This window comes from Clostridium sp. (genome assembly GCF_036639235.1).
GTDB lineage: Bacteria > Bacillota > Clostridia > Clostridiales > Caloramatoraceae > Clostridium_AB.
Genome location: NZ_JAVWJB010000005.1, coordinates 53,381 through 75,774, shown reverse-complemented (window position 1 = coordinate 75,774; position 22,394 = coordinate 53,381). Strand labels below are relative to the sequence as shown.

Sequence of the window (22,394 nt, the reverse complement as noted above, 5' to 3'; positions counted from 1 at the left end):
ATCCTCCAGGTAAATTAAAAAATAGATTAAGAATAAATCTTAATCTATTATATGAAAGGATTATTTAATTAGTATCTTATTGTACTTTTTCTTTCCTCTTCTAACAAGAAGATGTCCATCATTGAACATATCCTCTACAACAGGAAGATTAAAGTCTTCAACCTTAACGTCATTAGCATATAGACCACCTTGAGTTACAAGTCGCTTTCCTTCACTTTTTGATGGAATAAGCTTAGCTGAAACTAAAATATCTAGTAGTGATCTGCCAAGGTCTTCCCTTGAAATTTCAACAGCTTCAACATTATCAAGGTTACCTGATCCTTCGAATAGTGCCTCTGAAGCTTTTTGAGCTGCAAGAGCCTTTTCCTGACCATGGATTAAATTGGTGATCTCAAATGCAAGAACCTTCTTAGCTTCGTTGATTTGAGAACCTTCAAGTGAAGAAAGTCTTCTAACTTCATCCATTGGAAGGAACGTAAGAAGTGATAGACATTTTTCAACGTCAGCATCAGCAACATTTCTCCAGTATTGGTAGAACTCATATGGAGTTGTTTTGTTTTCATCAAGCCATAGAGCACCCTTTTGAGTTTTCCCCATTTTCTTACCTTCACTATTAGTAAGAAGGGTACAAGTCATAGCAAATGCACTTTCTTGGTCCTTACGTCTAATAAGTTCCATACCAGCTATCATGTTTGACCATTGATCATCTCCACCTAGCTGCATTTTACATCCGAACTTTTGGTGAAGAACGTAGAAATCATATCCCTGCATTAACATGTAGTTAAACTCAAGGAATGAAAGTCCCTTTTCAAGTCTTTGCTTAAAGCACTCAGCAGAAAGCATTCTATTAACAGAGAAATGCATACCAATATCTCTAATAAAATCAACATAATTTAAGTCTAGTAACCAATCAGCGTTGTTAACTAGAATAGCCTTATCATCTGTAAAATCAATGAATCTCTCCATTTGCTTCTTAATACAGCTAACGTTGTGGTCAATATCTTCCCTAGTTAGCATGTTTCTCATATCAGTTCTACCACTTGGGTCTCCGATCATACCAGTTCCGCCACCTACAAGTGCTATTGGTCTGTGACCTGCTTTTTGCATATGTGACATAAACATCATAGCTATAAAGTGTCCTACATGAAGAGAATCAGCTGTTGGGTCGAATCCTATATAAAAAGTTACTCTTTCTTTTTTTAGTAATTCTTTAATTTCGTCTTCGTGTGTAAGCTGAGCTATGTATCCTCTTTCCTTTAAAGTATCAAATACTGACATTTAAAAAAACCTCCTAATAGGTGTGTGTATTTTAGCGTATAAAGTCATTTTATCAAACATGTAATTATTTATCAAATATATGTGTATCAGTGAAGGTCTTATATTTACTGAAAGTACAAAAAGTGATAAAATCATCTTAAAATAGGTAATGGCACTAGGAGGAAATTATGATAAAGATTATACTTAAGGATGGAACAGAATATGAAAATGACCCTACATATGGATATAACTTAGATAACGTTAAGGATATATGGGAGTGTCTAAATATTGTAGGAAAGTACTGCTTCTTTACAAAGAATATTAAGAACCTTAACTTTATTACATCAGACGATATGAATGCTGCACTTAACGGAACTCCTGAGAAGGACGGAGAGATGATTAATATTTACAAAGATGACGTTAAAGACATAGTAGAAATATAAATTAACGGAATAATAAGTCTAACTTATTTTACAAAAACAAAAGGAAGCAGGTATTGCTTCCTTTTGTTTTTTATAAAAATATTTTTATTCATGGTCAATGGGATGACCACCGCCAAGGACCATAGATTTTTTTAGTTTACAAATACCTTAGTACCTGATTTTATATTGTCATATATCCACTTAGCTTCATTAATAGGAAGTCTAATACATCCATGTGATAGTCGAACGCCAACCCTTGAGTCTACTGACTTGTTTTTGTTTGATGAACTATATAGTGTAGAGTGGAATAGATAGGAACCATTAAATTGTACAAAGTATTTAGCACCTACTTTAGGATTAGATGGAGCTGAGAACCAGCTACCTCGTCCTCTAACAGTAAATGTTCCCCTTGTAGTAGGGTTTTTATTAGTTCCTGTTGAACAAGAGATTGATTTTAAAAGCTTAAAGGATCCTTTACTACCAACAAATACGTTTGTTAACTGTCTATCAATATCAACCCATATAAAGTGTTTAGTATTACTATTAAAGCCCTTCTTATTTACATACTCTTCAAGTTGTGCCTTAGATAATCTTTTTTTATTAGTTGGAGGGTCCTTAGGTATTGATAGATATGAACCTGCTACCCAGCCTATCTTACCTGATTTAGTATCACGAACCCTGTACCATTTCCCATCTTTATCACTTAATATTTCAACCTTTACACCCTTAGAAAGTGTAAGTATTTTAGATTGGGATGATGGTGAATTAACCATAGATACACTTTTCTTTAATGTAGCATAAACAACTGAAGGCTTTACTAAGCTTTCTACTGATGGAGTAGGAGGCTTAACAGGCTTTCTGTTAACTATTTTAACTATAGGTGAGAATATTGATTCAGTTGTTTTTGAATCTGTAATAATACATTTTACCTTATAGTTTCCTGCACTATTAAATGAATAGCTAAATGCATTTGAAGTTGTTTGCTTTGATGTATATATTTTTGTAGAGTCTTTATAAACTTCATACACATATTTTAGTTTATCACCTGTTGCAGAAACGTTAAACTTAATAGTTTTATTAGTATAGTCATATGTTGTGCTAGCCTTAAATGACTGAATCTTAAGTGGAATATAAGGTTTTTCAACATCAATACTATCTGAAACAGCTTGTACAAACTTTCCAGTAGCATCCTCAACTTTAACAGCTATATAGTATAATCCTGTATCCTTTGGAATATAGCTAAATGTATTATCTTTAGTAGATAAAGTCTTTACTACCTTAGCATTATAATACATTTCATATGTATATGTAAGGTTAGTACCAGTAGCATCTATTGTATATATTAGTTCAGTGTTAGGTTGTACTGGAGTTGTTTTATTACAAGTAATAGAATTAAGTATAATTTCTGAAGAATCGGTAGAACCTATTAATGAATCGGTTCTTGTCATTGCCTTAGCTGAAACTATGCCAGATAGGCTACCGAAAGATAGTACATTAATTAGTATAATAGTAATTAACGTACAGAGTAATTTTTTCGCTTTCATAGATTATATCCCCCTTTATATCTAAGCAAATATATTATATACCAATAAGTATAAAATTTGTTAACAAATTTAATTTATTTATAATTAATTAATTATTTTACTTGTTGGATATAGTAAATTAATGTAGAATTCTCTGTGTTATATAAATTTTACGAGGAAGTGACACAATGGATAATGTATTTACCATAATTATGTGTAGTATTATAGGCTATATTACTAATTATATAGCTATAAAGATGCTATTTAGACCCTACAATGAGGTTAGAATTTTAGGTATCAGGGTACCATTTACTCCAGGAATTATCCCTAAAGAAAAGGAAAGAATAGCTATAAGCATATCAGATGCTATTTCATCACACATTTTAAATAAGGAATATTTAAAGCAGTTATTAACTAAAGAGAAGACAAAGATCACAATTAAAAACACATTATCAAAACATATTAATGATTTGCTTTTATCGGACAGAACAATTAAGTCATTAATAACCAGAGATCAAAGCTTTTCTAGCTTAGAAAATAGTATTACTGATTATATTCTTCAAGTTATTAGGAAAAACCTTCAAAAAGAAAGAAATATTGAACTATTATCTGATTTTATTTATAGTGAGGCTAACCAAATATTAACAAATAATAGAGAAGCAATTAAAAATACAATTTTTTTAAAGATAAAGGCTACACTTAGTAGTGATAAAACCTCTAATAATATTAGTGGAGTTTTAGATTCTATTATAGAAGGTATTAGTACTGATGATTGTCTATGTGATATTTTAGGTGAAGTGCCCTATATTAAGTGTGAATCATTAATACTAGATAATGAGGATAGAATAATACTAGAGATTAATAGAATACTTGATAAGGACGAGACTAAAGAAGCTATACAAAATGCAGCAACAAAGATTATTAAAAGTCAACTAGGGTCACTTGTGTCTATGTTCCTATCAGTAGACACTATAGGTGACAGGGCAAATGAGGCAATTAAAGACTATGTTAATGATACAGAGAATAGGGTAGAACTATTAAAAATCATAGTTAAGGGGCTTTACAATATACAGTTTATTAAGGTTAAGCCTATAATAAGCAATATTGAATCAACTATTAATATAAATGACCTAATTAAAAAGGGAATTACCTCTTCTAAGTTAAATAATATAATTGAACTATTTATTGAGGAGGGTATTAATGGTGTAGAAAATAAAGTTTCAGCATCTATTAAGGGCTTAATATACCAAAAGATAAGGCATTTTGCATATAGTGGATCTGTATTAGATATTATAAGGGTATTTATCTTTAAAAGAGTAGAGGAGATTATTAATAAGCCTTTTAATACTTATAATATAGATGAGAATAAGATAGGTATTTATACAAACTCATTTACAGATAATATATTAGGGTTTTTATCAGAGAGAATAGATAGTATACTTGCTTACATTGATATATCAAGTATTGTTAGGAATAAAATAGTAGAATTTGATGTTAGATATGCTGAGGGTATTATTTTATCTATAGTTAATAAGGAGCTTCGTGCTATAACAATGTTTGGCGCAGTACTTGGAGCTTTTATAGGGATAGTTACAATTTTAATAAGATAACAAAAATAACAAGGCTTTTGCCTTGTTATTTTTCAAATATGCTATATAAATTTTGGCATATATATTGTTTGAATAGGATATTCTTATCTATATAAGATATAAGCTTAGTTGTAATAGACTCTATATATAGGTCATATGAACTAGCCTTTGAAAACATATTAATTAACACATCTTGAATAGTTAAATAAGTTGTTTCATCTATTATATTTTTATCTATAAGGGTAATTAAATACTCATCAGATAATTTAATTCCGTTTTCTATTTCATATAAATATTCTAGTGAAGTAATATTTTCATAGCTATTTATTCTGCTTTGTATACCAACGTGAATATGATTAACCGCATTACAAAGAATCTTTAATGTAGCATCAAAATTATATTTTTGTGAAAGTACATCCGAAAGACAAGCTTCACCAACAACCATAATATCCTCAACTGGGTGTGAGAAGTATGGTTTGCTTATATATTTTAATGAACTTTCATATTTAGTTAATATAGGTGTATAGTTAGAGTTTTGAATAATACTAACCATACTCTCAATACTAGATGTATTAAAGTAATCACTAAAAACCCTATATATAGAATTGAAATAAGGGTCTGTTTTACCGCATTCATTAAATGTATTAATTAGGGTTTGTCTTAGTTTTCCATATGTATCAGCTGTAATATCTTCATCAATAATTTCCTGTATAAATGAAACATCTAGAAGTTTAACCTCAGAGTCTGCTATAGAGCAGAAATTCTCAGGTGATGGATAGTTACCATACATACTTAAATATATTTCTTTTCGAATAGATATATTAAATGATAGGTTATGCATCATACTACTTATAATCTTCTCAGTTGAATATACTGTATATTCATCTTTGAAAATATCCATGGCAATAGGAACAGCAACCTCCATAATATCTATATCAGGTATATAACTATTTTCAGATTTATATAAAAAACCACTTTCATAAATAACTTCTATTTTGTTTGAAATGGTTTCTACTGTTTCAATGATTGTAGTGTCCTCTTCAATTAAAGAGTCCGATTTTTTAAAGAATAAGCTAAAAATCCCCACTCTATGACTCTCCTTTATAATTTTATATATAAAAATGTCTAATTTACTTACAATATACTATATAACCTAATTATACTATGTAAAGTATATGTATAACAAGGTATAAAAATGTAATAATATAGAATTAATTAAGATAATTTATCTTAAGTGGTATTATATGATATAATTTTATTGATATTTTAGGTGATAAAGGAGGTTGATAGCTTGGAATTCACTATAGAAATATTTCTTATTAGTATAATTGCAGGGGGAATGGGAGCTCTACTTGGACTTGGTGGTGGAATGATATTATCTCCTGCATTAACTATTTTATTTGGTATTGATATTAAGTATGCAATTGGTGCTAGCTTAATATCAGTTATAGCAACCTCAACAGGTTCAGCAATAGCATACATAAAAGAGAATATTACTAACGTTAGAATTGGTATGTTTCTTGAAATGGCAACTACTATAGGGGCTATAGTAGGAGCTTTACTTGCAGGAGTTATACCTGAGGAGTTTTTATATATAATATTTGGAGCACTACTTGTATACTCTGCAATTAATATGATCAAAAATAGAAAAGGTTCAGTAGATAATACTATAGAGGAGGACCCACTTGCAGAGAGATTTTCATTAAGTGGGGAGTTTTATGATAAGGCCTCTAATGAGACCATTTATTATAAGGGAAAAAAAGTTAAACAAGGATTCTCTATTATGGTAGGAGCAGGTGTTGCATCGGGACTTCTTGGAATAGGAAGTGGTAGCTTTAAGGTTATTGCTATGGACACATTTATGAAGCTTCCCCTAAAGGTATCATCTGCAACAAGTAATTTTATGATGGGAGTTACTGCAGCTGCAAGTGCTACAATTTATTTCTTTAGAGGGGATATACACCCGTTAATTGCAGGACCGGTTGCACTAGGTGTATTATGTGGATCTTTCCTTGGTGCAAGACTTATGCAAAGAATGAAAACGAGAACACTTAGACTTATATTTATCCCGATTATTGTATATATGGCAATAGAAATGATTCTTAAGGGAATGGGGGTAATATAATTTGAAAGGTTCAAATGTTGAAAGTATTATAATTAGGGTATTAAGGGTTGGGGTTGTAATAAGCTCCTTAATAATTATTTTAGGAATTAGCCTATTATTTATAACAGGTAATAGTGACTTTAATACCGATAATATAAGCTTTTCTATGGTTTTTACTAGTGCAGCTAATCTTCACCCTTCATATATAATTATGATTGGATTACTAGTACTAATATTAACTCCTGTATTTAGAATTATAGCTAGTCTTATCATGTTTTATAAGCAAAAAGATAGGACATATGTATGTATAACTATAATTGTGCTTATAATACTTAGTATAAGTTTCTTAATTGGCTTTATAGTGTAGTAATTACAAAAACCGATATATTTTGACGTTAATATTGATAGAGTCTATGTTCATTTGATATAATTCCAAATGGAACACTTCGAGTATTACATTCTAAGGCAGTGCTATGAATGTAATAACGTTAGGGTATTATTAGAAATTTTAATGCCTTCCATTATTGAAAAGGGGTGAATTAAATGAAAAAATTACTAAGTATTATGCTAACTATAATATTAGCAGTTGGCTTACTAGTAGGATGTGGCAAGGAAGAGGCTAAGGCGCCAATTAGACTTGCAACAACAACAAGTACACAGGATTCAGGATTACTTGATTACCTGTTACCTAGATTCGAAGAAAAAACAGGATATAAGGTTGAGGTTATATCTAAAGGAACAGGGCAAGCTCTTAAGCTTGGGGAAAACGGAGACGTTGATGTTGTTCTAGTACATGCAAAGGACTCAGAAGAGAAATTTGTTAAAGAAGGTCATGGAGCTGAAAGAATAGAAGTTATGTATAATGACTTTATTGTTGTAGGACCTAAAAATGATCCAGCTAAGATTAAAGACGCTAAGGATGCAAAGGATGCACTTAAGGCTATTTATGATAGCAAGAATACATTTGTATCAAGAGGAGATGACTCAGGTACAGATAAGTTTGAGAAGAAGCTTTGGAAAAAGCTTAATATTAAGCCGTCTGGTGACAACTACATATCAGCAGGAAAAGGTATGCTAGAAGTACTTATGATGGCTAATGAGAAGAATGCTTACACTATTTCAGATAGAGCAACTTACCTTGCTAACAAGGATAAGCTAGGTTCACTTGATATTACTTACCAAAAGAGTGATGATCTTAAGAACCAATACGGAATTATAGCTGTTAATGATAGCAAAAATGATTCAATAAACAAGGATGGAGCTCAGGCTCTTATAGATTTTGTAACTTCAGAAGAAGGACAAAAGCTAATAGGTGAATTTGGTAAGGATAAGTACGGAGAGGCTTTATTTACACCAAACGCTAAGAAGTAATATTTTAGGGGTATCGATGATACCCCTATTTTTATAGGAGTGTTTATAGTGAGGGATTTATTTTCAGCCTTTAGTGAGGCTATAACACTAATTTTAAGTTTTGATAAATACATTTATGAGATTATATTCTTATCACTTTATGTTTCAATAGCATCAACAGTAATATCATCGGTAATTGGAATTCCTATTGGTTTGTATGTGGGCATCAAAAACTTTAGAGGCAAAAGAACGGTTATTAAAATAGTAAATACTTTTATGTCACTACCACCTGTTGTTGCAGGTCTTTTAGTTTATGTTTTTATATCAAGAAGTGGTCCTTTTGGAGATTTTAATATATTATTTTCAGTACCTGCTATGATAATAGCACAGTGTATACTTGTTACACCTATAATTTGTGGGTTTGTAATTAATATTTCTTCAACTAAGGGAATTGAGGTATATGAGGCATTAACATCCCTTCGTGGGAATAAATATCACAAGATATATTACACTATATATGAAATGAAGTTTCAAATACTTGGAGCTATAACAGCTGGGTTTGGTCGTGCAATTTCTGAGGTTGGAGCAGTTTCAATGGTTGGAGGAAATATAGAAGGTAAAACCCGTGTTATGACAACTTATATTATGCTGCAAACAGGTATGGGAAATTTCTCCCGTGCCATAGCTATTGGAATAATATTAATATTAATAGCATTGATTATTAATCATTTTGCCTTAAGATTTACAAAGGAGATATAGGGATGCTTAATCTTAAAAATCTTAAAAAAGAATTTAACGGAAGAAGTATTTTAGATATTAAGGAATTTACCTTTAAGAAGGGAAATATATATGCTTTAGTTGGTCCTAATGGATGCGGTAAAAGCACCCTGCTTAGAATAATTGGTGGACTAGATAGTGGATATTTAGGAAGTATCGATTATGAAGGACTAGGCATTGAAAAATACAAAAGTAAGCTTTCATATGTTCATCAAAAGCCATATATGTTTAACTTTACTGTTAAGAAGAATATTGAAATGTCAGGTGAAATAGATAAAAAATCTAATATTAATATAGAAGAGTTAATTGAGGTTTTTGGAATAAGGGGTATATTAGATTTAAATGCTAAAAGGATTTCAGGGGGGGAAGCCCAAAAAGTATCATTTATAAGAGCTCTTCACCAACAAAGTGAAATACTTTTATTAGATGAGGCAACCTCTAATATGGATAGTGATTCTTGTAGGATATTTGAGGAAATTTTGTTAAAAAACAAACAGGACAAGGTAATTATAATAGTAACTCATAATATTTTTCAAGCTCTAAGAATTGGAGATTATTTAGTTGAATTTGATAATGGATCTCTATCTCAAAGCCTTAAGGCAGAGGCTTTAAAGAGGGATAGTATAAAAACTCTTTTAGAGTTTACAGGAAACGTTAATATTTGATAAAACTTAATTTTTATGAAAAAAATCTAGTTTTTTAGAAATTTTTCTATTAAAATAATATGAAGTAGTTTATTTATACAAAACAAGAGGAGGAAAAGAAATGTACGGTTATGACTTTTTAACTAGGGACAGTAATGGGGTATTAGAAATTGAAGGCTGCAGCGCACTAGATCTTCTAAAAGAATATGGAAGTCCACTATATGTTATGAATGAAAGAGATATTATTAATAGATGTAAGCAAATTAGAGAGAATCACATTGATAAATATAATGGATTTGCTGTATATGCTAGTAAGGCATTTTCAAATAAGGCTATGTGTAGATTAATTGCATCACAGGGACTTGGACTTGACGTTGTATCAGGTGGAGAAATGTTTACTGCAAACTCAGTAGATTTTCCTATGGAAAACATAGTATTCCATGGAAATAACAAGGCGCCATATGAAATTGAAATGGCAGTTGATTTTGGTGTTGGAAGAATAATAATTGATAACTTTTATGATGTTGAAAATGTAATTAAATACGCATCAGAAAAGGAAAAGATAACTGGAGTTATGGTAAGAGTAGCACCAGGAGTTGAGGGAGATACACACGAATTTATAAAAACAGGTCATGAGGATTCTAAGTTTGGATTTTCTCTAAATGACGGAAGCCTAGAAGTTGCAGTAGAAAAGCTTCTAAGCTGTAAGTATATAAACTTTAGAGGTATACATGCCCATGTTGGATCACAGCTTCTTGATAACGATGTTTTTAGAAAAGAAGTTGTAGTGCTAGCTAAGCTATATAGAAAGTTAACAGATATGTTTAACATAGAAATTAAAGAAATTAACCTAGGTGGAGGATTCGGTATTTATTATACTGAAAAGGATAGAAGACTTAACGTTGCATACTTTACTGAACTTATGAATAGTGAGGTAGACAAGCAGTTTAAGGAGCTTAATCTTACTAGACCAATGGTTATTATAGAACCAGGTAGATGGGTAGTTGGAGAAGCAGGGGTTACACTTTATACAGTTGGAGCTATTAAGAACATTGAAGGTGTTAGAAAGTATATAAGTGTTGATGGTGGAATGACTGATAACCCTAGACCACCACTATATGGTGCGAAATATCTTGCACTAGCGGTTGAAAATGCAGATAGAGCACCTGAAACAGTGACAGTTGCAGGTAAGTGCTGTGAGTCTGGAGATATTCTTATTAAGGACTTTGAAATGCCTGAGAGAAAGTCAACTGAGCATATTGCAGTATTAAGCACAGGGGCATATAATTATTCAATGTCAAGTAATTATAATAAGCTTCCAAAGCCAGCTGTGGTTATGGTAAGTGAAGGAAGTTCAAGGCTAATAGTTAAGAGAGAAACTTACGAGGATATCGTAAGAAATGATATATAAACAATAAGAAAAGCAGAGCTAGGTCTCTGCTTTTCTTCATTATAAATAAATATTTAGTTTTATCTTGGTAATGGAACAGGATCAACTGCAGTTGAAGTAGTAACGAATTTAAGTGAATATAAATCACACATAACTTCATCCCTAGAAGCATCTACTAAAACGAAATAGTTTATACCAACTTCTTTTAACACACCTGCTTTATCTGTTAACAGATTAGTTCCAAGTAGGAATTCACATCTTATATATCTACCGATAATGCTTTTTAAGTAAGATTGAACATATCCCTTATTATCAAAGGTAGGCTCCATTTGACTTGTTGAAGGGTTAATACCAAGACCAAGCAGTGAACCAGATGCATCGATTCTATCCATAGATGAAGAGCTATTAAAAGAAGTTTCTTCTCTATATTGATCTAATACATCATCAGAGTATAAGTCATCAGTTGATGCAAATACTGGTGGAAAATAGTATGAGCCCTCAAAGCTATCTGTTTCGAATATTTCATCTTGATATGATTTTTTATTAATTGACATATAAACCTCCTAAATAATTAAGTTGTTGCATATTTCGGTGTAGGGTCATAGAAGCAGTGCTGAACTATTCTAGTTGCAAAAACCCCACTTTTGTTTTTTGGAAAATAAGTAGCACAATTTGGGCTAAAGGGATTGTAATACCATAGTGCTTTTTCAACACCATAAATTTTGTTGCCAGCCAAAGCCCAATCAACAATATCATATTGAATTTGAGTTGGTGACATATTCCATATGTTTTGAGGGTTTGGTTTACCATTTACCGTTGAAAGTGCACAGGTAAATTGATAAGGTTGAAGAAGTACCTTTCTAAGATCCCCTTGATTAACTCTATGATATTCACCATTAGGTACTGTTACCCTATTCATGATAACAGCAGCAACTGCCTTCATTCCCGTTTCGCCTTCACCCTCAGCTTCACATTGCAGCATTCTTGCAAAAAGTTCTCTGTCAGTAAGGGGCATCGATTTCACCTCTCAAAGTCTTAATCACTATTAATATATACAAAACATATTTAAAATGTTCCAAAAAAAATAAAATAGGAGAGAAAACTCCTATTTATATTATTCTAAATTTTAAGTTTAAATCTATTAGAAATGTTTAGAAGCTTATCTGAAAGAATAGTTTGAGTTGAGATTTTTTCAGATATTTTATAAACATCATCATTTGCATTTTGGGTATAGTTAAGAATATTATTACTACTTTCGGCAGATGAGTCGGCTATACTTGAAACCTTATCTACAGCACCATCTACCTGTTCTATAGAGTCAGAAATTACCTTAGCTTCATAGGTAAAGGTATTCCATGCTTCGTAAACAGATTTTGCATCAAGTTCATACTGGGAACCTGTTTCAATTAAAAGGGAATAGTCGGATCTAACCTTTGATTCTATAAACTCTAGAATATCACGTGAGTTTTGTAGAAGTTCATTAAATGCCTTATAAACCTCTTCAGTAAGAGATTTAATACTTTCTGCTGATTCACTACTTTGTTCAGCAAGGTTACGAACTTCATTTGCAACAACTGCAAATCCCTTGCCATGATCACCAGCCCTTGCAGATTCTATAGCAGCATTAAGTGCTAATAGGTTTGTTTGGTTTGCAATATTACCTATAGACTGTGCAATGCTGTGGATTTGATCGACTACCTTGCTTTTTTCTATGGACACCTTAATTCTATCCTGCTTTTCAGAATATACACGATTAAGTTCACTATAGGATGTTTCACCCTGCTTTTTAGTTGTTTTGGCCTTAGATTGAATATTAGAGGAATTATTACTTTGAAGCTTAGATTCTTCATAAAACTTATGTGCAATAGTATTAATTTCATGTATAGATGCATTGACCTGCTGGGTATAGGCGCTTAAATCCTGGGTACCCCTTGAAATATCCTTAGTTGAAGAGTTAATATAATCAACTCTTGATGTAACATTATTTATTCCATCTGAAATTTCCCTAGATATGTTGTTAAGTTTATTTGCAGTATCTATCATGTCAGAAACAAGTGACTGTATACCATCAGCAGAAGTGTTTAAAGAACTAGCTAGAGTGCCAAATTCATCACTTGAGTAAATAGATAGTCTGTAAGATAGGTTGCCCATGCCAATATCCTTTGAAAAGGAGAGTATACCTTTAATCTGTCCTTTAAGTACAATACATAGGAATATTCCAAGTCCAATTAGAAGTACTGCAGATACACTCATTATAATAAGTGTTAAATTAGTAAACTTCGAAAAAATAATATCCTCTGTTTCATGTGTCGCATTATTAAGTGCAAACATTCCATATATACTAGTTAACCCAATTATTAAAATAGATAAAACAGCTAATAAATAGCCAATTAGGATTTTGTATGATAGTTTAAGATTTCTAAAAAACGAAAGCATATTATCCCCCCATAAATAAAATTAACTTAGTTTATAGTCATCATATAGTATATTTCCTCTAGCTATTAAGGACTTAAGATTAAGTGAGTTATCAAGTATCATAATGTCAGCATCAAAGCCTACACTTATGTATCCCTTGTTTTTAAATTTAAGTAGTTTAGCAGGGCTAGATGTTAAAGGAGTAATAGCAGTTGATATATCCATTCCATCACGAACGAGATCCCTAAAAACATCTAAATTGGTTGTTGGAGGAGAGGTGGTAATAGACTTTAGAGTTCCATCAGGTTCAAATATAGGCATACTACCACCTGAGTCGGAGCTCATAGTTATATTATCAACATTACATCCACTTTCAAGTAACTGCTTAAATGCTATAGGAGGGTCAACAACATCATCTCCATCAGGTCTAATACCTGTTGTTATATCAACATAGCCACCCTTTTTACAGTAATCAATACTTTCAAAGAATAAAGGAGTATTACGGTTAATATGTGTTGGTAGTATATTATATAGTGGTATTTCAGAGTTATTAACTATATTAAATATAGGGGACATCTTTTCCTTGCCATCACCTAGGTGGAAGTGGGTAATACCACATTTGCCAGAAATAAGACCTGCGTTACGAGTCATGCTACAAATCTTAATAAGGTCATAGGTTGAGGGGTGACTACCCCTATGGTCACTAACTGCAAGTTCTCCAACTCCAATTATTTTAGGTATAAATATAATATCCTTCTTAATATCCTCTGTTAAGGGTACAAGTGGAATTTGGTAGGAACCAGTCCAAAGATAAGTAGTAAGACCTCTTTCTTCAAGGGAATATGCCTTAGCTAGAAGGTTTTCCATAGATCTTGTAGAACCATCAGTACCGAGCAACCCTATAGCTGTGGTTATACCACTTTCAACAATAGAGGGATATTTAAGTTCCTCGGTTCTACTAGAAAATCCATCTTCTCCACCTGCTCCTGAAATATGAATATGAAGATCAATAATACCAGGAAGGGCATAAAGGCCTTCTCCATTTATAACAGTATATTCAGGAAATGTGCTTGGGATATTAATATTTTTATCAATATGTATAATTTTTTCTCCACTAATGAGGATATCAAGTACACCAATGCTTTCAGGTGTGAATATATTAATATTTTTAATAAGAATCAAAAAAATCACCTCAAAATTAAATTTTAATTAGCTTTCCCAGAATTTATATTTTTAACATGTGAATACTATAGTTATTAAAAAAATTAATATAACCATATAAAAAAATCTAATTTTACATTATAATAGTTATGGTAAATACTTAAGAGTAGATTTAGGAGCGATATTTATGGATATTATATATTTAGATAATAGCGCTACAACAAAACCTTATAAGGAGGTTGTTGAAGAAGTTGTAGACTGCTTAGAGAACTGTTATGGAAATCCATCAGCAGCGTATAAGATGGGAATAGATGCGGAGAAGAAGATTAAAACTTCAAGGGAAAGTATTGCAAAGCTTATAAATTCAGCACAGACAGATATTATTTTTACATCTGGTGGAAGTGAGTCAAATAATACTGCAATAAAGGGTCTTGTTAAAAGCGGGGATCATGTTATTGTTTCAGGGTTTGAACACAAAAGCATGCTTCAAACACTTAAGGAATTAGAGAAGGACGGAGTGGAGGTTACATATCTTCCAGTAGATTCAAATGGTATAGTGGACTTGGAAAAGCTTATAGAAAGTATTAAGGGTAATACTAAGCTTGTATCAGTTATGCATGTTAATAATGAAATAGGGTCAATTCAACCTATTTCTGATATAGTTAAAATAGTCCGTGATAAGTCTAAGAAAGCAAAGGTTCACGTTGATGCAGTTCAGTCTCTATCTAAGGTAGAAATTGATGTTATAAAAATGGATGTAGATCTTTTATCACTAAGTAGTCATAAAATACATGGACCTAAAGGCGTTGGGGCACTATATGTTAAGAAGAACCTAGTGTTAAGACCGCTTATTCAAGGTGGGGGTCAAGAAATGGATAGAAGAGGTGGAACAGAAAATGTTCCTGGTATATCAGGTTTTGGAGTTGCAGCTAGAATAGCAAGGGAGAACTTTGAAGGGAATAAACAGTATATAAGAGGACTTAAGGAGCATTTTATTAAGGGGCTTTTATCAATTGATGATATAATAATAAATAGCCCAGTTGATGAACTTCATGTTGATAATATATTAAGTGTATCTTTTGGTGGAGTTCGCGGAGAAGTATTACTTCACTCATTAGAGGATTATAATATATTCGTATCAACAGGGTCAGCTTGTTCAGCTAAGAAGGCCTCAGATAAGAATTATGTACTTCCAGCAATTGGACTTTCACCAAAATATGTTGAGGGAACCATTAGATTTAGTTTTTCACATATGAATACTGTTGAAGAAATTAATAAGACAATAGATGCAATTAAAAAGGTACTACCTTTTTTAAGGAGGATAAAATAATGGAAAAATTACTACTTGTTAAATTTGCAAGTGAAATTACTCTTAAGGGACTTAATAGAAAAAGCTTTGAAAATATGCTTATTAAGAAAATTAAGAACAAAATTGGTAACGACATAGTAATGAAAAAGGATTCAGGGCGATTATTTATTGAAAGTTCAAACCCAGAGCACATAGATTTAATCAGAAAGACTTTTGGTGTTCTTTCAGTATCAGTTGCGGATGTTGTAGAGAAGAACCCTGAGGCTATAGGAGAAGCTGCTGTTAACCAGCTTAAGGAACTAGGAGACGTTAAAACCTTTAAGGTTGAGTCAAAAAGGGGAGATAAGTCATTTCCACTTAACTCAATGGAAACATCAAGAAAGGTTGGAGGAATAATTCTTTCTAAGATGAATCACTTAAAGGTAGATGTACATAACCCAGAGGTTGTTGTAAGAGTAGAGGTACGTGATAGAGTATATGTATTTTCTAAGGAAATCAAAGGCGTTGCAGGAATGCCATATTCAACAGCAGGTAAGGGAGGATTACTACTTTCAGGTGGTATAGATAGCCCTGTTGCTGGATATATGATGGCTAAGAGAGGACTTGAGATTATATCAATTTACTTCCACTCACATCCATACACAAGTGAAAGAGCTAAGGAGAAGGTTATTGACCTTGCTAAGATTCTTTCAACTTATACAGGTGGAATGAAGCTATATGTAGTACCATTTACTAAGATACAAATGGATATTATAGATAAGTGTCGTCATGATGAATTAACAATAATAATGAGAAGATATATGATGCAAATTGCAGAGATGATCTGTAAAAAAGAAGGTGCGCTATCTCTTGTAACAGGTGAAAGTTTAGGCCAGGTAGCATCACAAACACTTGAAAGTATGTATGTAACTAATGCTGCTGTTCAAATGCCTGTATTTAGACCACTTGTTGGTATGGACAAAACAGACATAGTTGATATTAGCCGTGAAATTGGAACATACGAAACATCAATTCTTCCATATGAAGATTGCTGTACTATATTTGTTCCAAAACACCCTAAGACTAAGCCAAGACTTGAGGATATTGAAGCATCAGAAACAAAAATCGAAAATATTCAAGAAATGCTTGAGGAAGCTGTTAGAGACTCAGAAATATTTAAACTTTAAGAAACTAGGCATGAAGAGAGTCTTCATGCCTTTTTTAGGGGGATATATGAAAAAGATAATTAATAGTAACTGTAAAAAGTGCCAAGACTTTGAAACAGGTAGATGTGAAGGTGACTTAAGAGATTGTCTATGTAGATTTTGTCCAAGAAACCTTGGTGTTTGTATTAAGGTTAGATGGTGTAGGGAAACTGAATCACCTATGGATAGACTAGATAGCTAGAAGGAGGACATCATGAAGGGAAGTATTGTATATTTTTCAGGAACAGGAAACACAGAATTTGTAGCTAGGCTATTTAAGGACAAGTTTAAAGAAAATGAAGTTGAAATTAAAAATATAAATATTATTAAGAAAAAAAATATTACAGATGACTATGATTTTTTAATACTTGCAGCACCTGTATATGTAGACTTATTTCCAAGATACTTTATTGATTATCTAGTTAATAAGCTACCAGAAGGGAATAACCGTAGCGCCATTATTATATCAACTCCAGGTGGAAATAGTAGTGTAGCCATAAGAGAGGTTAGAGAGATTCTTCAAGGTAAATCCTATAAAGTAGCTATAGAGGCAGAAGTTTTAATGCCAAATAATTTCTTCTTAGCAAAGGGATTTAAAAAGCCTACTAAGGAAGAAATTAACCTTAAAAAAGAAGGGGCAAAGGATCATGTTGATAGAATAGTTAACGGATTTTTAAATAATGTTAATACATTAGTAGACTGTTCAAAAGTTAGGGAAATAGCTGCAAGACCTATTCATAATATTTTTACTAAAAAGTATAAGACATGGGCAAAAAAGAATCTTACTGTTGACATGGATAAATGCGTTATGTGTAGTAAATGTTCAAAAAACTGCCCAACTAAAAATATTACAGTGGCAGATGAATTTATATTTAGGGAAGACTGTATTGGGTGTTTAAAATGTGTGCATACATGTCCTGTTAATGCGTTTTTATATAAGGGTCATAAAATTGACCAATATAGATTATAATGGCAAGTATATATAAGATATACTACAAGTCAGCTGATGATGTGGAGAATTACCCAAGTAGTATATATTTAACAAGGGAAGTTGGAATAAAGGAGGACAAAAAGTCCTCTAAAAAGGGACGTAATTTATCATTTATTTTTAAGGATGATCTTGAGAAAATTGATAAGATTAACGGACTTTGTACTAAAAGATTTAATGCTAATATAATAATAGATGGGAATATGGATATTTCTATAGGTGACGTTATTATTATTGATAAGGCTAAGATTATAGTAACTAATATATCTAAAAGATGCTTTGAAGGTTGTAATATAGAAAGCATTCTTAAGAGTAGATGTCCTTTAAAGAACATTTTTTACGGAGATGTAATTGAAGAGGGCGAAATTAATATAAATTCAAATTTGAAGCCAATAAGTACTGATTAAATATTAGTCTTATTGGCTTTTATAAAGTATTCACCAAGGGGAACATTTCCAAATAAATAAATACCATCTTGGTTAGTATAGGTATACCGTATTGGAATATGTTTAGCCGCATCAAATAGAACAACAAGTGCATTAGGAATTGGATTACTGTTGTCGCATTGAATAAGACCGTGTACTGTACCTGATATTAGTTTTCCAGTTAGCATAATTGTTTTTAAATTATAAACATTTTGAGTACAATTTACTATAATCTTTCTTATACATGATTTATAAAACTGGGAAGTGACAGAAAAATGATAGGTACCCCGTGGAATATTATCAATAATAAAATCCCCATTTTCGTTGGTAAAAATCTGTATACCTAGTTCCTTAATTGAGATATTAGCATAGGATATAGGGTTATTTTTTTCATCAACTATTTTTCCAATTATTATATTTTTATAATCTGGTTCTTTTTCTAACTTTATATTATAAGGGGAACATATATTATTTATTATTAGTTTTTTAGAGTATATTCTATATCCTTTATGCGAAGCTAAAATATAAATGATGTTTGGTAAAGAAACATTTATTTGAAATTTGCCTTGAGTATCAGTATAACAGCAGGTTATAGGTTCGAGAGATTGGGTTGTAATACTAATGCAAACATTATATAATGGTTTATTTTTACTAGTTACAATACCATATATTATAGGGAATGTATATTTATGTGGGTCTATAGTGGAATTTATTTTTATTTGACTACAGGTAGTTTTTATTCGAAACACAGTAATATTCACACCTTTAATGATAGAATTATTAAAATTCTATGATTAAAGAGTATTGTTTAGAACTTTTTAAATAAATATATTACATATATTAAATTGCTAATATAAACAAAGGATAGTTTCTAATGTAGTATATAAATTTTATTATTAAATATTTGGAAACTAATTTGGATTATTGAATACAATATATGAGTGCTAATTGGTACTAATATATTAAAGAGGTGATTTCATGACAGTAATCAATGATGTAAGACAGGATATGTATGTTCTAGGGCAATCTCAAAAGAAGCTTATAGATCAGATAGGAGAGGAAATTAGATTAGACCTATCACTTGATCCAAACCCAAACCTTGGGGGAGGCACTATTACAGGTGAAGTAGTAGATCCAGAAGGGCAACCAGTTTCTGGGGCTTTAATTAAGATTATGAGCTCAACATATGAGCCACTTGCACATACATTTACTGCATCAGATGGAACATATGTATTTAGCCCATTCCCAGCAGGTGATAATTATAGAATTTTTGCATCTGCACCTGGATATGAATTAGAAGAAGCATTACAATTCTCGTTTTTATCTAGTCAGTCAGTTACTAAGAATTTTACAATGACAGCTGACCCTAATGTTAATCTTGGTATTATTGCAGGGGATGCGTTTAGGTCAGATACAGGGGTCCCAATTAATGGTGCAGCAGTAAGTCTTTATACTGTTACAGCAAATGGAGATGAAGAACTATTTGCGGTTTCATTTACTAACCAGTATGGACAGTTTGTATTTTCAGATGTGCCACAAGATAGCTATAAGGTAAAAATAGATGGACTTGGCTACTTTAACTTTACTTCTACTACTCAGATTACTTCAGGTGGACAAATTATAAATGTTCAAGCAAACATTCAACCAAATCCAGCTGCATCACGTGGTACAGTAAGTGGACTTATTACTAATAGTAATAATCTTGCAGTACCAAATGCTGATGTTACTCTATACAGAGTTGGGGAAAGTGATACTCTTACACCAGTTGCATATACTAAAACTAATCAAGATGGAGCATATCTATTTATTAACGTTGAAGAGGGGAACTACCTAATCAAATCAAATAAGTACGTTATCCCAACTACAGTTTAATATATATCTTCTTAAAAAGAAAAGGACTGGCTTTGCCAGTCCTTTTTTATAGGGATTTTAGTGTTTTGTTAATACTATCAATTGCATATTTTGCTTCATCAGATGTGTTAAAGTGACCAAATGAGAATCTAACAGTTCCTGATGGGAAAGTGTTTAGAGTTTTGTGCGCATTAGGTGCACAGTGTAGTCCAACTCTAGTCATAATACCGTATTCCCTATCTAAGATAAATGCAACTTCTGAGTTATCATAATCCTTAAAATTAATGGAAATAGTAGATGTTCTACCATCAGTACCTTTAATACCTGCAATTTCTGCACTATTAATATTTAAAACACCATCAATAAATTCTTTAGTTAAAGAAGTTTCGGTTTCTCGAATAGAATCTATACCATGATCTTTAAGGTACTTAAGTGAAGCATTAAGACCATATATACCAGGTAGGTTAAGAGTACCTGACTCGAACTTATCCGGCATATAGCTTGGCTGAATTTCAGATTCAGAAAGACTTCCTGTACCACCTTCATTTATAGATTTAATTTCGTTAGCAAAATCCATATCAATTAAAAAACCACCGATTCCCTGGGGACCAAGAAGTCCCTTATGACCAGTAAAAGTTAAGGCACTTAGATTAAACTTATTAAAGTCAATATCATAAACACCAGCAGTTTGAGCTGTATCTATAACAAAGTGAATATTATGACGTTTACATATCTTACCTACCTCTTCAAGTGGTAAAATAGTACCACATACATTAGAAGCATGTGTCATAATAAGAAGCTTAGTATTTTCTTTAATAAGTGGTTCAATGTCACTTACATTAAGCTTACCCTCAACATTACACTGTACTCTATCTACTTCTATTCCAAGGCTCTCCATAGATACAAGTGGTCTAACAACAGCATTATGTTCCATTGATGAAATAATTACATGATCACCTTTCTTAAGATATCCTCTAATTATCATGTTAAGACTTTGTGTAATATTAGATGTAAAAACCGCATTTAAAGGGTCGTTAAAATTAAATAAATCACATAACATCTCACGTGTTTCGTATACTACTTGGCCAGCACTATAGGAGGAAGCATAGCTTCCACGTCCTACGTTACTACCATTATTAAGTATATAGTCAGACATAGTCTGCGCAACATTTGGTGCCTTTGGGAAGGTTGTTGCTGCATTGTCTAGGTAAATTCTTTTCATTTTTGCCTCCTTAGTAGATGTTATAAGTGAAGTTCATTTGGAGAAAGTTTGTATATAACATCCTTTCGCTCTACTATAATTCTAGCTTTTTCCTTCACAATATCATCTGTTATAACCTTATCTAAAAGTTCTCTAGTAGCATTAATGCATACAGGATTACCTACAAGTGTAAACATAGAGAAGTCTCCACTAGTATCACCATAAGCATAACTTTTACTAAGGTCTAAATCATACTTTTCTACAAATTGGTGAATAGCTTTTTGTTTATTAACGCTATCCCACATAGGGTAGCATTCACCTGTATAGATATCATTTTCAATAACATATTCAGTTCCACGATAATCATGGAAGCCATGTTTTTTAGACATTTCACGAACAAGCTCCTGGGGGCTACCTGAAATAGTAATTACATAGTGGCCCTGGTCTTTATGCCATTTAATCATATCCCTAGTGTATTTATAAACTCTATCACCTTTTTGGTTAATAACCTTATCAGCAATAAACTCAACCTGTGATTTATGAAGACCCTTAATAGCGTCTATATAAATATCAGCCATTTTTAAAAGGTAGTCATCATATACACCAAGACGTCTATCCCATTTTTGGTATTCAGGTTTTACTTCCTTATACCACTTTTCTGATTCTATTATTTCATACTTAATAAGTTTTTTAAAGACCTCTGTTATAAGTCCCTCTCTGTAAAGGGTACCATCTATATCGAAAAAAGCTGCAACGTTTCCCATAATAAAACCTCCTTAATATTACTTATATAATAGTATGTTT

At 31.9% G+C, this 22,394-nt stretch carries 24 protein-coding genes and 1 riboswitch; of the genes, 14 read left to right on the top strand and 10 right to left on the bottom strand.

The window, feature by feature from the left end:
• Positions 1–60: 60 nt before the first annotated feature.
• On the bottom strand, positions 61–1,278 hold the full coding sequence (tyrS, locus tag RR539_RS02800; protein ID WP_332483390.1) for a tyrosine--tRNA ligase: 1,218 nt from the start codon (positions 1,276–1,278) through the stop codon (positions 61–63).
• 167 nt (positions 1,279–1,445) lie between these two features.
• Between tyrS and RR539_RS02795 the strand changes: the two genes are divergently transcribed.
• Entirely contained in the window at positions 1,446–1,700 is a 255-nt protein-coding gene (locus tag RR539_RS02795; RefSeq protein WP_332473052.1) for a hypothetical protein, read from the top strand.
• Between the two features lie 131 nt (positions 1,701–1,831).
• Here RR539_RS02795 and RR539_RS02790 read toward each other — a convergent pair whose 3' ends face one another.
• Positions 1,832–3,223 (bottom strand): L,D-transpeptidase family protein, encoded by a 1,392-nt coding sequence (locus RR539_RS02790; protein ID WP_332473053.1) that lies wholly within the window; start codon positions 3,221–3,223, stop codon positions 1,832–1,834.
• A 167-nt stretch (positions 3,224–3,390) separates the two neighbouring features.
• On the opposite strand from RR539_RS02790, the gene RR539_RS02785 reads away from it, so the two are divergent.
• Entirely contained in the window at positions 3,391–4,812 is a 1,422-nt protein-coding gene (locus tag RR539_RS02785; RefSeq protein ID WP_332473054.1) for a DUF445 family protein, read from the top strand.
• Between the two features lie 25 nt (positions 4,813–4,837).
• On the opposite strand, the gene RR539_RS02780 is transcribed toward RR539_RS02785, so the two are convergent.
• A complete protein-coding gene (locus RR539_RS02780; RefSeq protein ID WP_332473055.1) occupies positions 4,838–5,878 on the bottom strand; it encodes a hypothetical protein in 1,041 nt (346 codons plus the stop codon).
• A 204-nt stretch (positions 5,879–6,082) separates the two neighbouring features.
• Here RR539_RS02780 and RR539_RS02775 point away from each other — a divergent pair, with 204 nt between their 5' ends.
• The 6 genes from RR539_RS02775 to lysA all read left to right on the top strand — a co-directional run bounded on the left by RR539_RS02775 (position 6,083) and on the right by lysA (position 11,077).
• Positions 6,083–6,916 carry a sulfite exporter TauE/SafE family protein gene (locus tag RR539_RS02775; RefSeq protein WP_332473056.1) on the top strand — a complete coding sequence of 278 codons (834 nt, stop codon included), beginning with the start codon at positions 6,083–6,085 and terminating at the stop codon, positions 6,914–6,916.
• Position 6,917: 1 nt separating this feature from the next.
• Positions 6,918–7,262 carry a DUF1634 domain-containing protein gene (locus RR539_RS02770; protein WP_332473057.1) on the top strand — a complete coding sequence of 115 codons (345 nt, stop codon included), beginning with the start codon at positions 6,918–6,920 and terminating at the stop codon, positions 7,260–7,262.
• A gap of 65 nt (positions 7,263–7,327) precedes the next feature.
• Positions 7,328–7,446, top strand: a riboswitch (molybdenum cofactor riboswitch).
• Positions 7,439–8,266 (top strand): extracellular solute-binding protein, encoded by an 828-nt coding sequence (locus tag RR539_RS02765; RefSeq protein ID WP_332473058.1) that lies wholly within the window; start codon positions 7,439–7,441, stop codon positions 8,264–8,266. It overlaps the preceding riboswitch by 8 nt.
• 48 nt (positions 8,267–8,314) lie before the next feature.
• Complete coding sequence (locus RR539_RS02760; RefSeq protein ID WP_332473059.1) at positions 8,315–9,004, top strand: ABC transporter permease; 690 nt, start codon at positions 8,315–8,317, stop codon at positions 9,002–9,004.
• Positions 9,005–9,006: 2 nt separating this feature from the next.
• Positions 9,007–9,687, top strand: a complete 681-nt coding sequence (locus RR539_RS02755; protein WP_332473060.1) for an ABC transporter ATP-binding protein — start codon at positions 9,007–9,009, stop codon at positions 9,685–9,687.
• A gap of 100 nt (positions 9,688–9,787) precedes the next feature.
• Positions 9,788–11,077 carry a diaminopimelate decarboxylase gene (lysA, locus tag RR539_RS02750; RefSeq protein ID WP_332473061.1) on the top strand — a complete coding sequence of 430 codons (1,290 nt, stop codon included), beginning with the start codon at positions 9,788–9,790 and terminating at the stop codon, positions 11,075–11,077.
• Positions 11,078–11,136: 59 nt separating this feature from the next.
• On the opposite strand, the gene RR539_RS02745 is transcribed toward lysA, so the two are convergent.
• The 4 genes from RR539_RS02745 to iadA form a co-directional block, all read right to left on the bottom strand.
• Positions 11,137–11,610 carry a hypothetical protein gene (locus RR539_RS02745; protein ID WP_332473062.1) on the bottom strand — a complete coding sequence of 158 codons (474 nt, stop codon included), beginning with the start codon at positions 11,608–11,610 and terminating at the stop codon, positions 11,137–11,139.
• A gap of 17 nt (positions 11,611–11,627) precedes the next feature.
• On the bottom strand, positions 11,628–12,071 hold the full coding sequence (locus RR539_RS02740; RefSeq protein ID WP_332473063.1) for a cell wall hydrolase: 444 nt from the start codon (positions 12,069–12,071) through the stop codon (positions 11,628–11,630).
• A gap of 104 nt (positions 12,072–12,175) precedes the next feature.
• A complete protein-coding gene (locus tag RR539_RS02735; protein WP_332473064.1) occupies positions 12,176–13,492 on the bottom strand; it encodes a methyl-accepting chemotaxis protein in 1,317 nt (438 codons plus the stop codon).
• Positions 13,493–13,513: 21 nt separating this feature from the next.
• Positions 13,514–14,662, bottom strand: a complete 1,149-nt coding sequence (iadA, locus tag RR539_RS02730; RefSeq protein WP_332473065.1) for a beta-aspartyl-peptidase — start codon at positions 14,660–14,662, stop codon at positions 13,514–13,516.
• Positions 14,663–14,819: 157 nt separating this feature from the next.
• Here iadA and RR539_RS02725 point away from each other — a divergent pair, with 157 nt between their 5' ends.
• The 5 genes from RR539_RS02725 to RR539_RS02705 are packed head-to-tail and all read left to right on the top strand — an operon-like array spanning position 14,820 to position 18,520.
• Positions 14,820–15,962 carry a cysteine desulfurase family protein gene (locus tag RR539_RS02725; RefSeq protein ID WP_332473066.1) on the top strand — a complete coding sequence of 381 codons (1,143 nt, stop codon included), beginning with the start codon at positions 14,820–14,822 and terminating at the stop codon, positions 15,960–15,962.
• A complete protein-coding gene (gene thiI, locus RR539_RS02720) occupies positions 15,962–17,107 on the top strand; it encodes a tRNA uracil 4-sulfurtransferase ThiI (RefSeq protein ID WP_332473067.1) in 1,146 nt (381 codons plus the stop codon). The genes RR539_RS02725 and thiI overlap by 1 nt, the downstream gene beginning before the upstream one ends.
• Before the next feature lie 46 nt (positions 17,108–17,153).
• Positions 17,154–17,327 carry a hypothetical protein gene (locus RR539_RS02715; protein WP_332473068.1) on the top strand — a complete coding sequence of 58 codons (174 nt, stop codon included), beginning with the start codon at positions 17,154–17,156 and terminating at the stop codon, positions 17,325–17,327.
• 12 nt (positions 17,328–17,339) lie between these two features.
• Positions 17,340–18,095, top strand: a complete 756-nt coding sequence (locus tag RR539_RS02710; RefSeq protein WP_332473069.1) for an EFR1 family ferrodoxin — start codon at positions 17,340–17,342, stop codon at positions 18,093–18,095.
• Positions 18,095–18,520: a hypothetical protein gene (locus RR539_RS02705; RefSeq protein WP_332473070.1), complete on the top strand. Its 426-nt coding sequence runs from the start codon at positions 18,095–18,097 to the stop codon at positions 18,518–18,520. The genes RR539_RS02710 and RR539_RS02705 overlap by 1 nt, the downstream gene beginning before the upstream one ends.
• On the opposite strand, the gene RR539_RS02700 is transcribed toward RR539_RS02705, so the two are convergent.
• Positions 18,517–19,287 (bottom strand): carboxypeptidase regulatory-like domain-containing protein, encoded by a 771-nt coding sequence (locus RR539_RS02700; protein WP_332473071.1) that lies wholly within the window; start codon positions 19,285–19,287, stop codon positions 18,517–18,519. The two genes, RR539_RS02705 and RR539_RS02700, sit on opposite strands and share 4 nt — an antisense overlap.
• Before the next feature lie 229 nt (positions 19,288–19,516).
• On the opposite strand from RR539_RS02700, the gene RR539_RS02695 reads away from it, so the two are divergent.
• Entirely contained in the window at positions 19,517–20,410 is an 894-nt protein-coding gene (locus RR539_RS02695; RefSeq protein WP_332473072.1) for a carboxypeptidase-like regulatory domain-containing protein, read from the top strand.
• A 46-nt stretch (positions 20,411–20,456) separates the two neighbouring features.
• Here the strand turns inward: RR539_RS02695 and RR539_RS02690 are convergent, their stop codons facing one another.
• The gene (locus RR539_RS02690) at positions 20,457–21,611 is read right to left on the bottom strand and encodes an aminotransferase class V-fold PLP-dependent enzyme (protein ID WP_332473073.1); all 1,155 of its coding nucleotides are present in this window, start codon (positions 21,609–21,611) and stop codon (positions 20,457–20,459) included.
• A gap of 20 nt (positions 21,612–21,631) precedes the next feature.
• The gene (locus RR539_RS02685) at positions 21,632–22,354 is read right to left on the bottom strand and encodes an HAD-IB family hydrolase (RefSeq protein ID WP_332473074.1); all 723 of its coding nucleotides are present in this window, start codon (positions 22,352–22,354) and stop codon (positions 21,632–21,634) included.
• Positions 22,355–22,394: the final 40 nt, after the last annotated feature.

Excerpts from the sequence above, each read along its gene's own strand:
- tyrS (WP_332483390.1), bottom strand. The coding sequence starts at position 1,278 with ATGTCAGTATTTGATACTTTAAAGGAAAGAGGATACATAGCTCAGCTT.
- RR539_RS02795 (WP_332473052.1), top strand. The coding sequence starts at position 1,446 with ATGATAAAGATTATACTTAAGGATGGAACAGAATATGAAAATGACCCT.
- RR539_RS02790 (WP_332473053.1), bottom strand. The coding sequence starts at position 3,223 with ATGAAAGCGAAAAAATTACTCTGTACGTTAATTACTATTATACTAATT.
- RR539_RS02785 (WP_332473054.1), top strand. The coding sequence starts at position 3,391 with ATGGATAATGTATTTACCATAATTATGTGTAGTATTATAGGCTATATT.
- RR539_RS02765 (WP_332473058.1), top strand. The coding sequence starts at position 7,439 with ATGAAAAAATTACTAAGTATTATGCTAACTATAATATTAGCAGTTGGC.
- RR539_RS02755 (WP_332473060.1), top strand. The coding sequence starts at position 9,007 with ATGCTTAATCTTAAAAATCTTAAAAAAGAATTTAACGGAAGAAGTATT.
- lysA (WP_332473061.1), top strand. The coding sequence starts at position 9,788 with ATGTACGGTTATGACTTTTTAACTAGGGACAGTAATGGGGTATTAGAA.
- RR539_RS02745 (WP_332473062.1), bottom strand. The coding sequence starts at position 11,610 with ATGTCAATTAATAAAAAATCATATCAAGATGAAATATTCGAAACAGAT.
- RR539_RS02740 (WP_332473063.1), bottom strand. The coding sequence starts at position 12,071 with ATGCCCCTTACTGACAGAGAACTTTTTGCAAGAATGCTGCAATGTGAA.
- RR539_RS02735 (WP_332473064.1), bottom strand. The coding sequence starts at position 13,492 with ATGCTTTCGTTTTTTAGAAATCTTAAACTATCATACAAAATCCTAATT.
- RR539_RS02725 (WP_332473066.1), top strand. The coding sequence starts at position 14,820 with ATGGATATTATATATTTAGATAATAGCGCTACAACAAAACCTTATAAG.
- thiI (WP_332473067.1), top strand. The coding sequence starts at position 15,962 with ATGGAAAAATTACTACTTGTTAAATTTGCAAGTGAAATTACTCTTAAG.
- RR539_RS02715 (WP_332473068.1), top strand. The coding sequence starts at position 17,154 with ATGAAAAAGATAATTAATAGTAACTGTAAAAAGTGCCAAGACTTTGAA.
- RR539_RS02710 (WP_332473069.1), top strand. The coding sequence starts at position 17,340 with ATGAAGGGAAGTATTGTATATTTTTCAGGAACAGGAAACACAGAATTT.
- RR539_RS02705 (WP_332473070.1), top strand. The coding sequence starts at position 18,095 with ATGGCAAGTATATATAAGATATACTACAAGTCAGCTGATGATGTGGAG.
- RR539_RS02695 (WP_332473072.1), top strand. The coding sequence starts at position 19,517 with ATGACAGTAATCAATGATGTAAGACAGGATATGTATGTTCTAGGGCAA.
- RR539_RS02690 (WP_332473073.1), bottom strand. The coding sequence starts at position 21,611 with ATGAAAAGAATTTACCTAGACAATGCAGCAACAACCTTCCCAAAGGCA.
- RR539_RS02685 (WP_332473074.1), bottom strand. The coding sequence starts at position 22,354 with ATGGGAAACGTTGCAGCTTTTTTCGATATAGATGGTACCCTTTACAGA.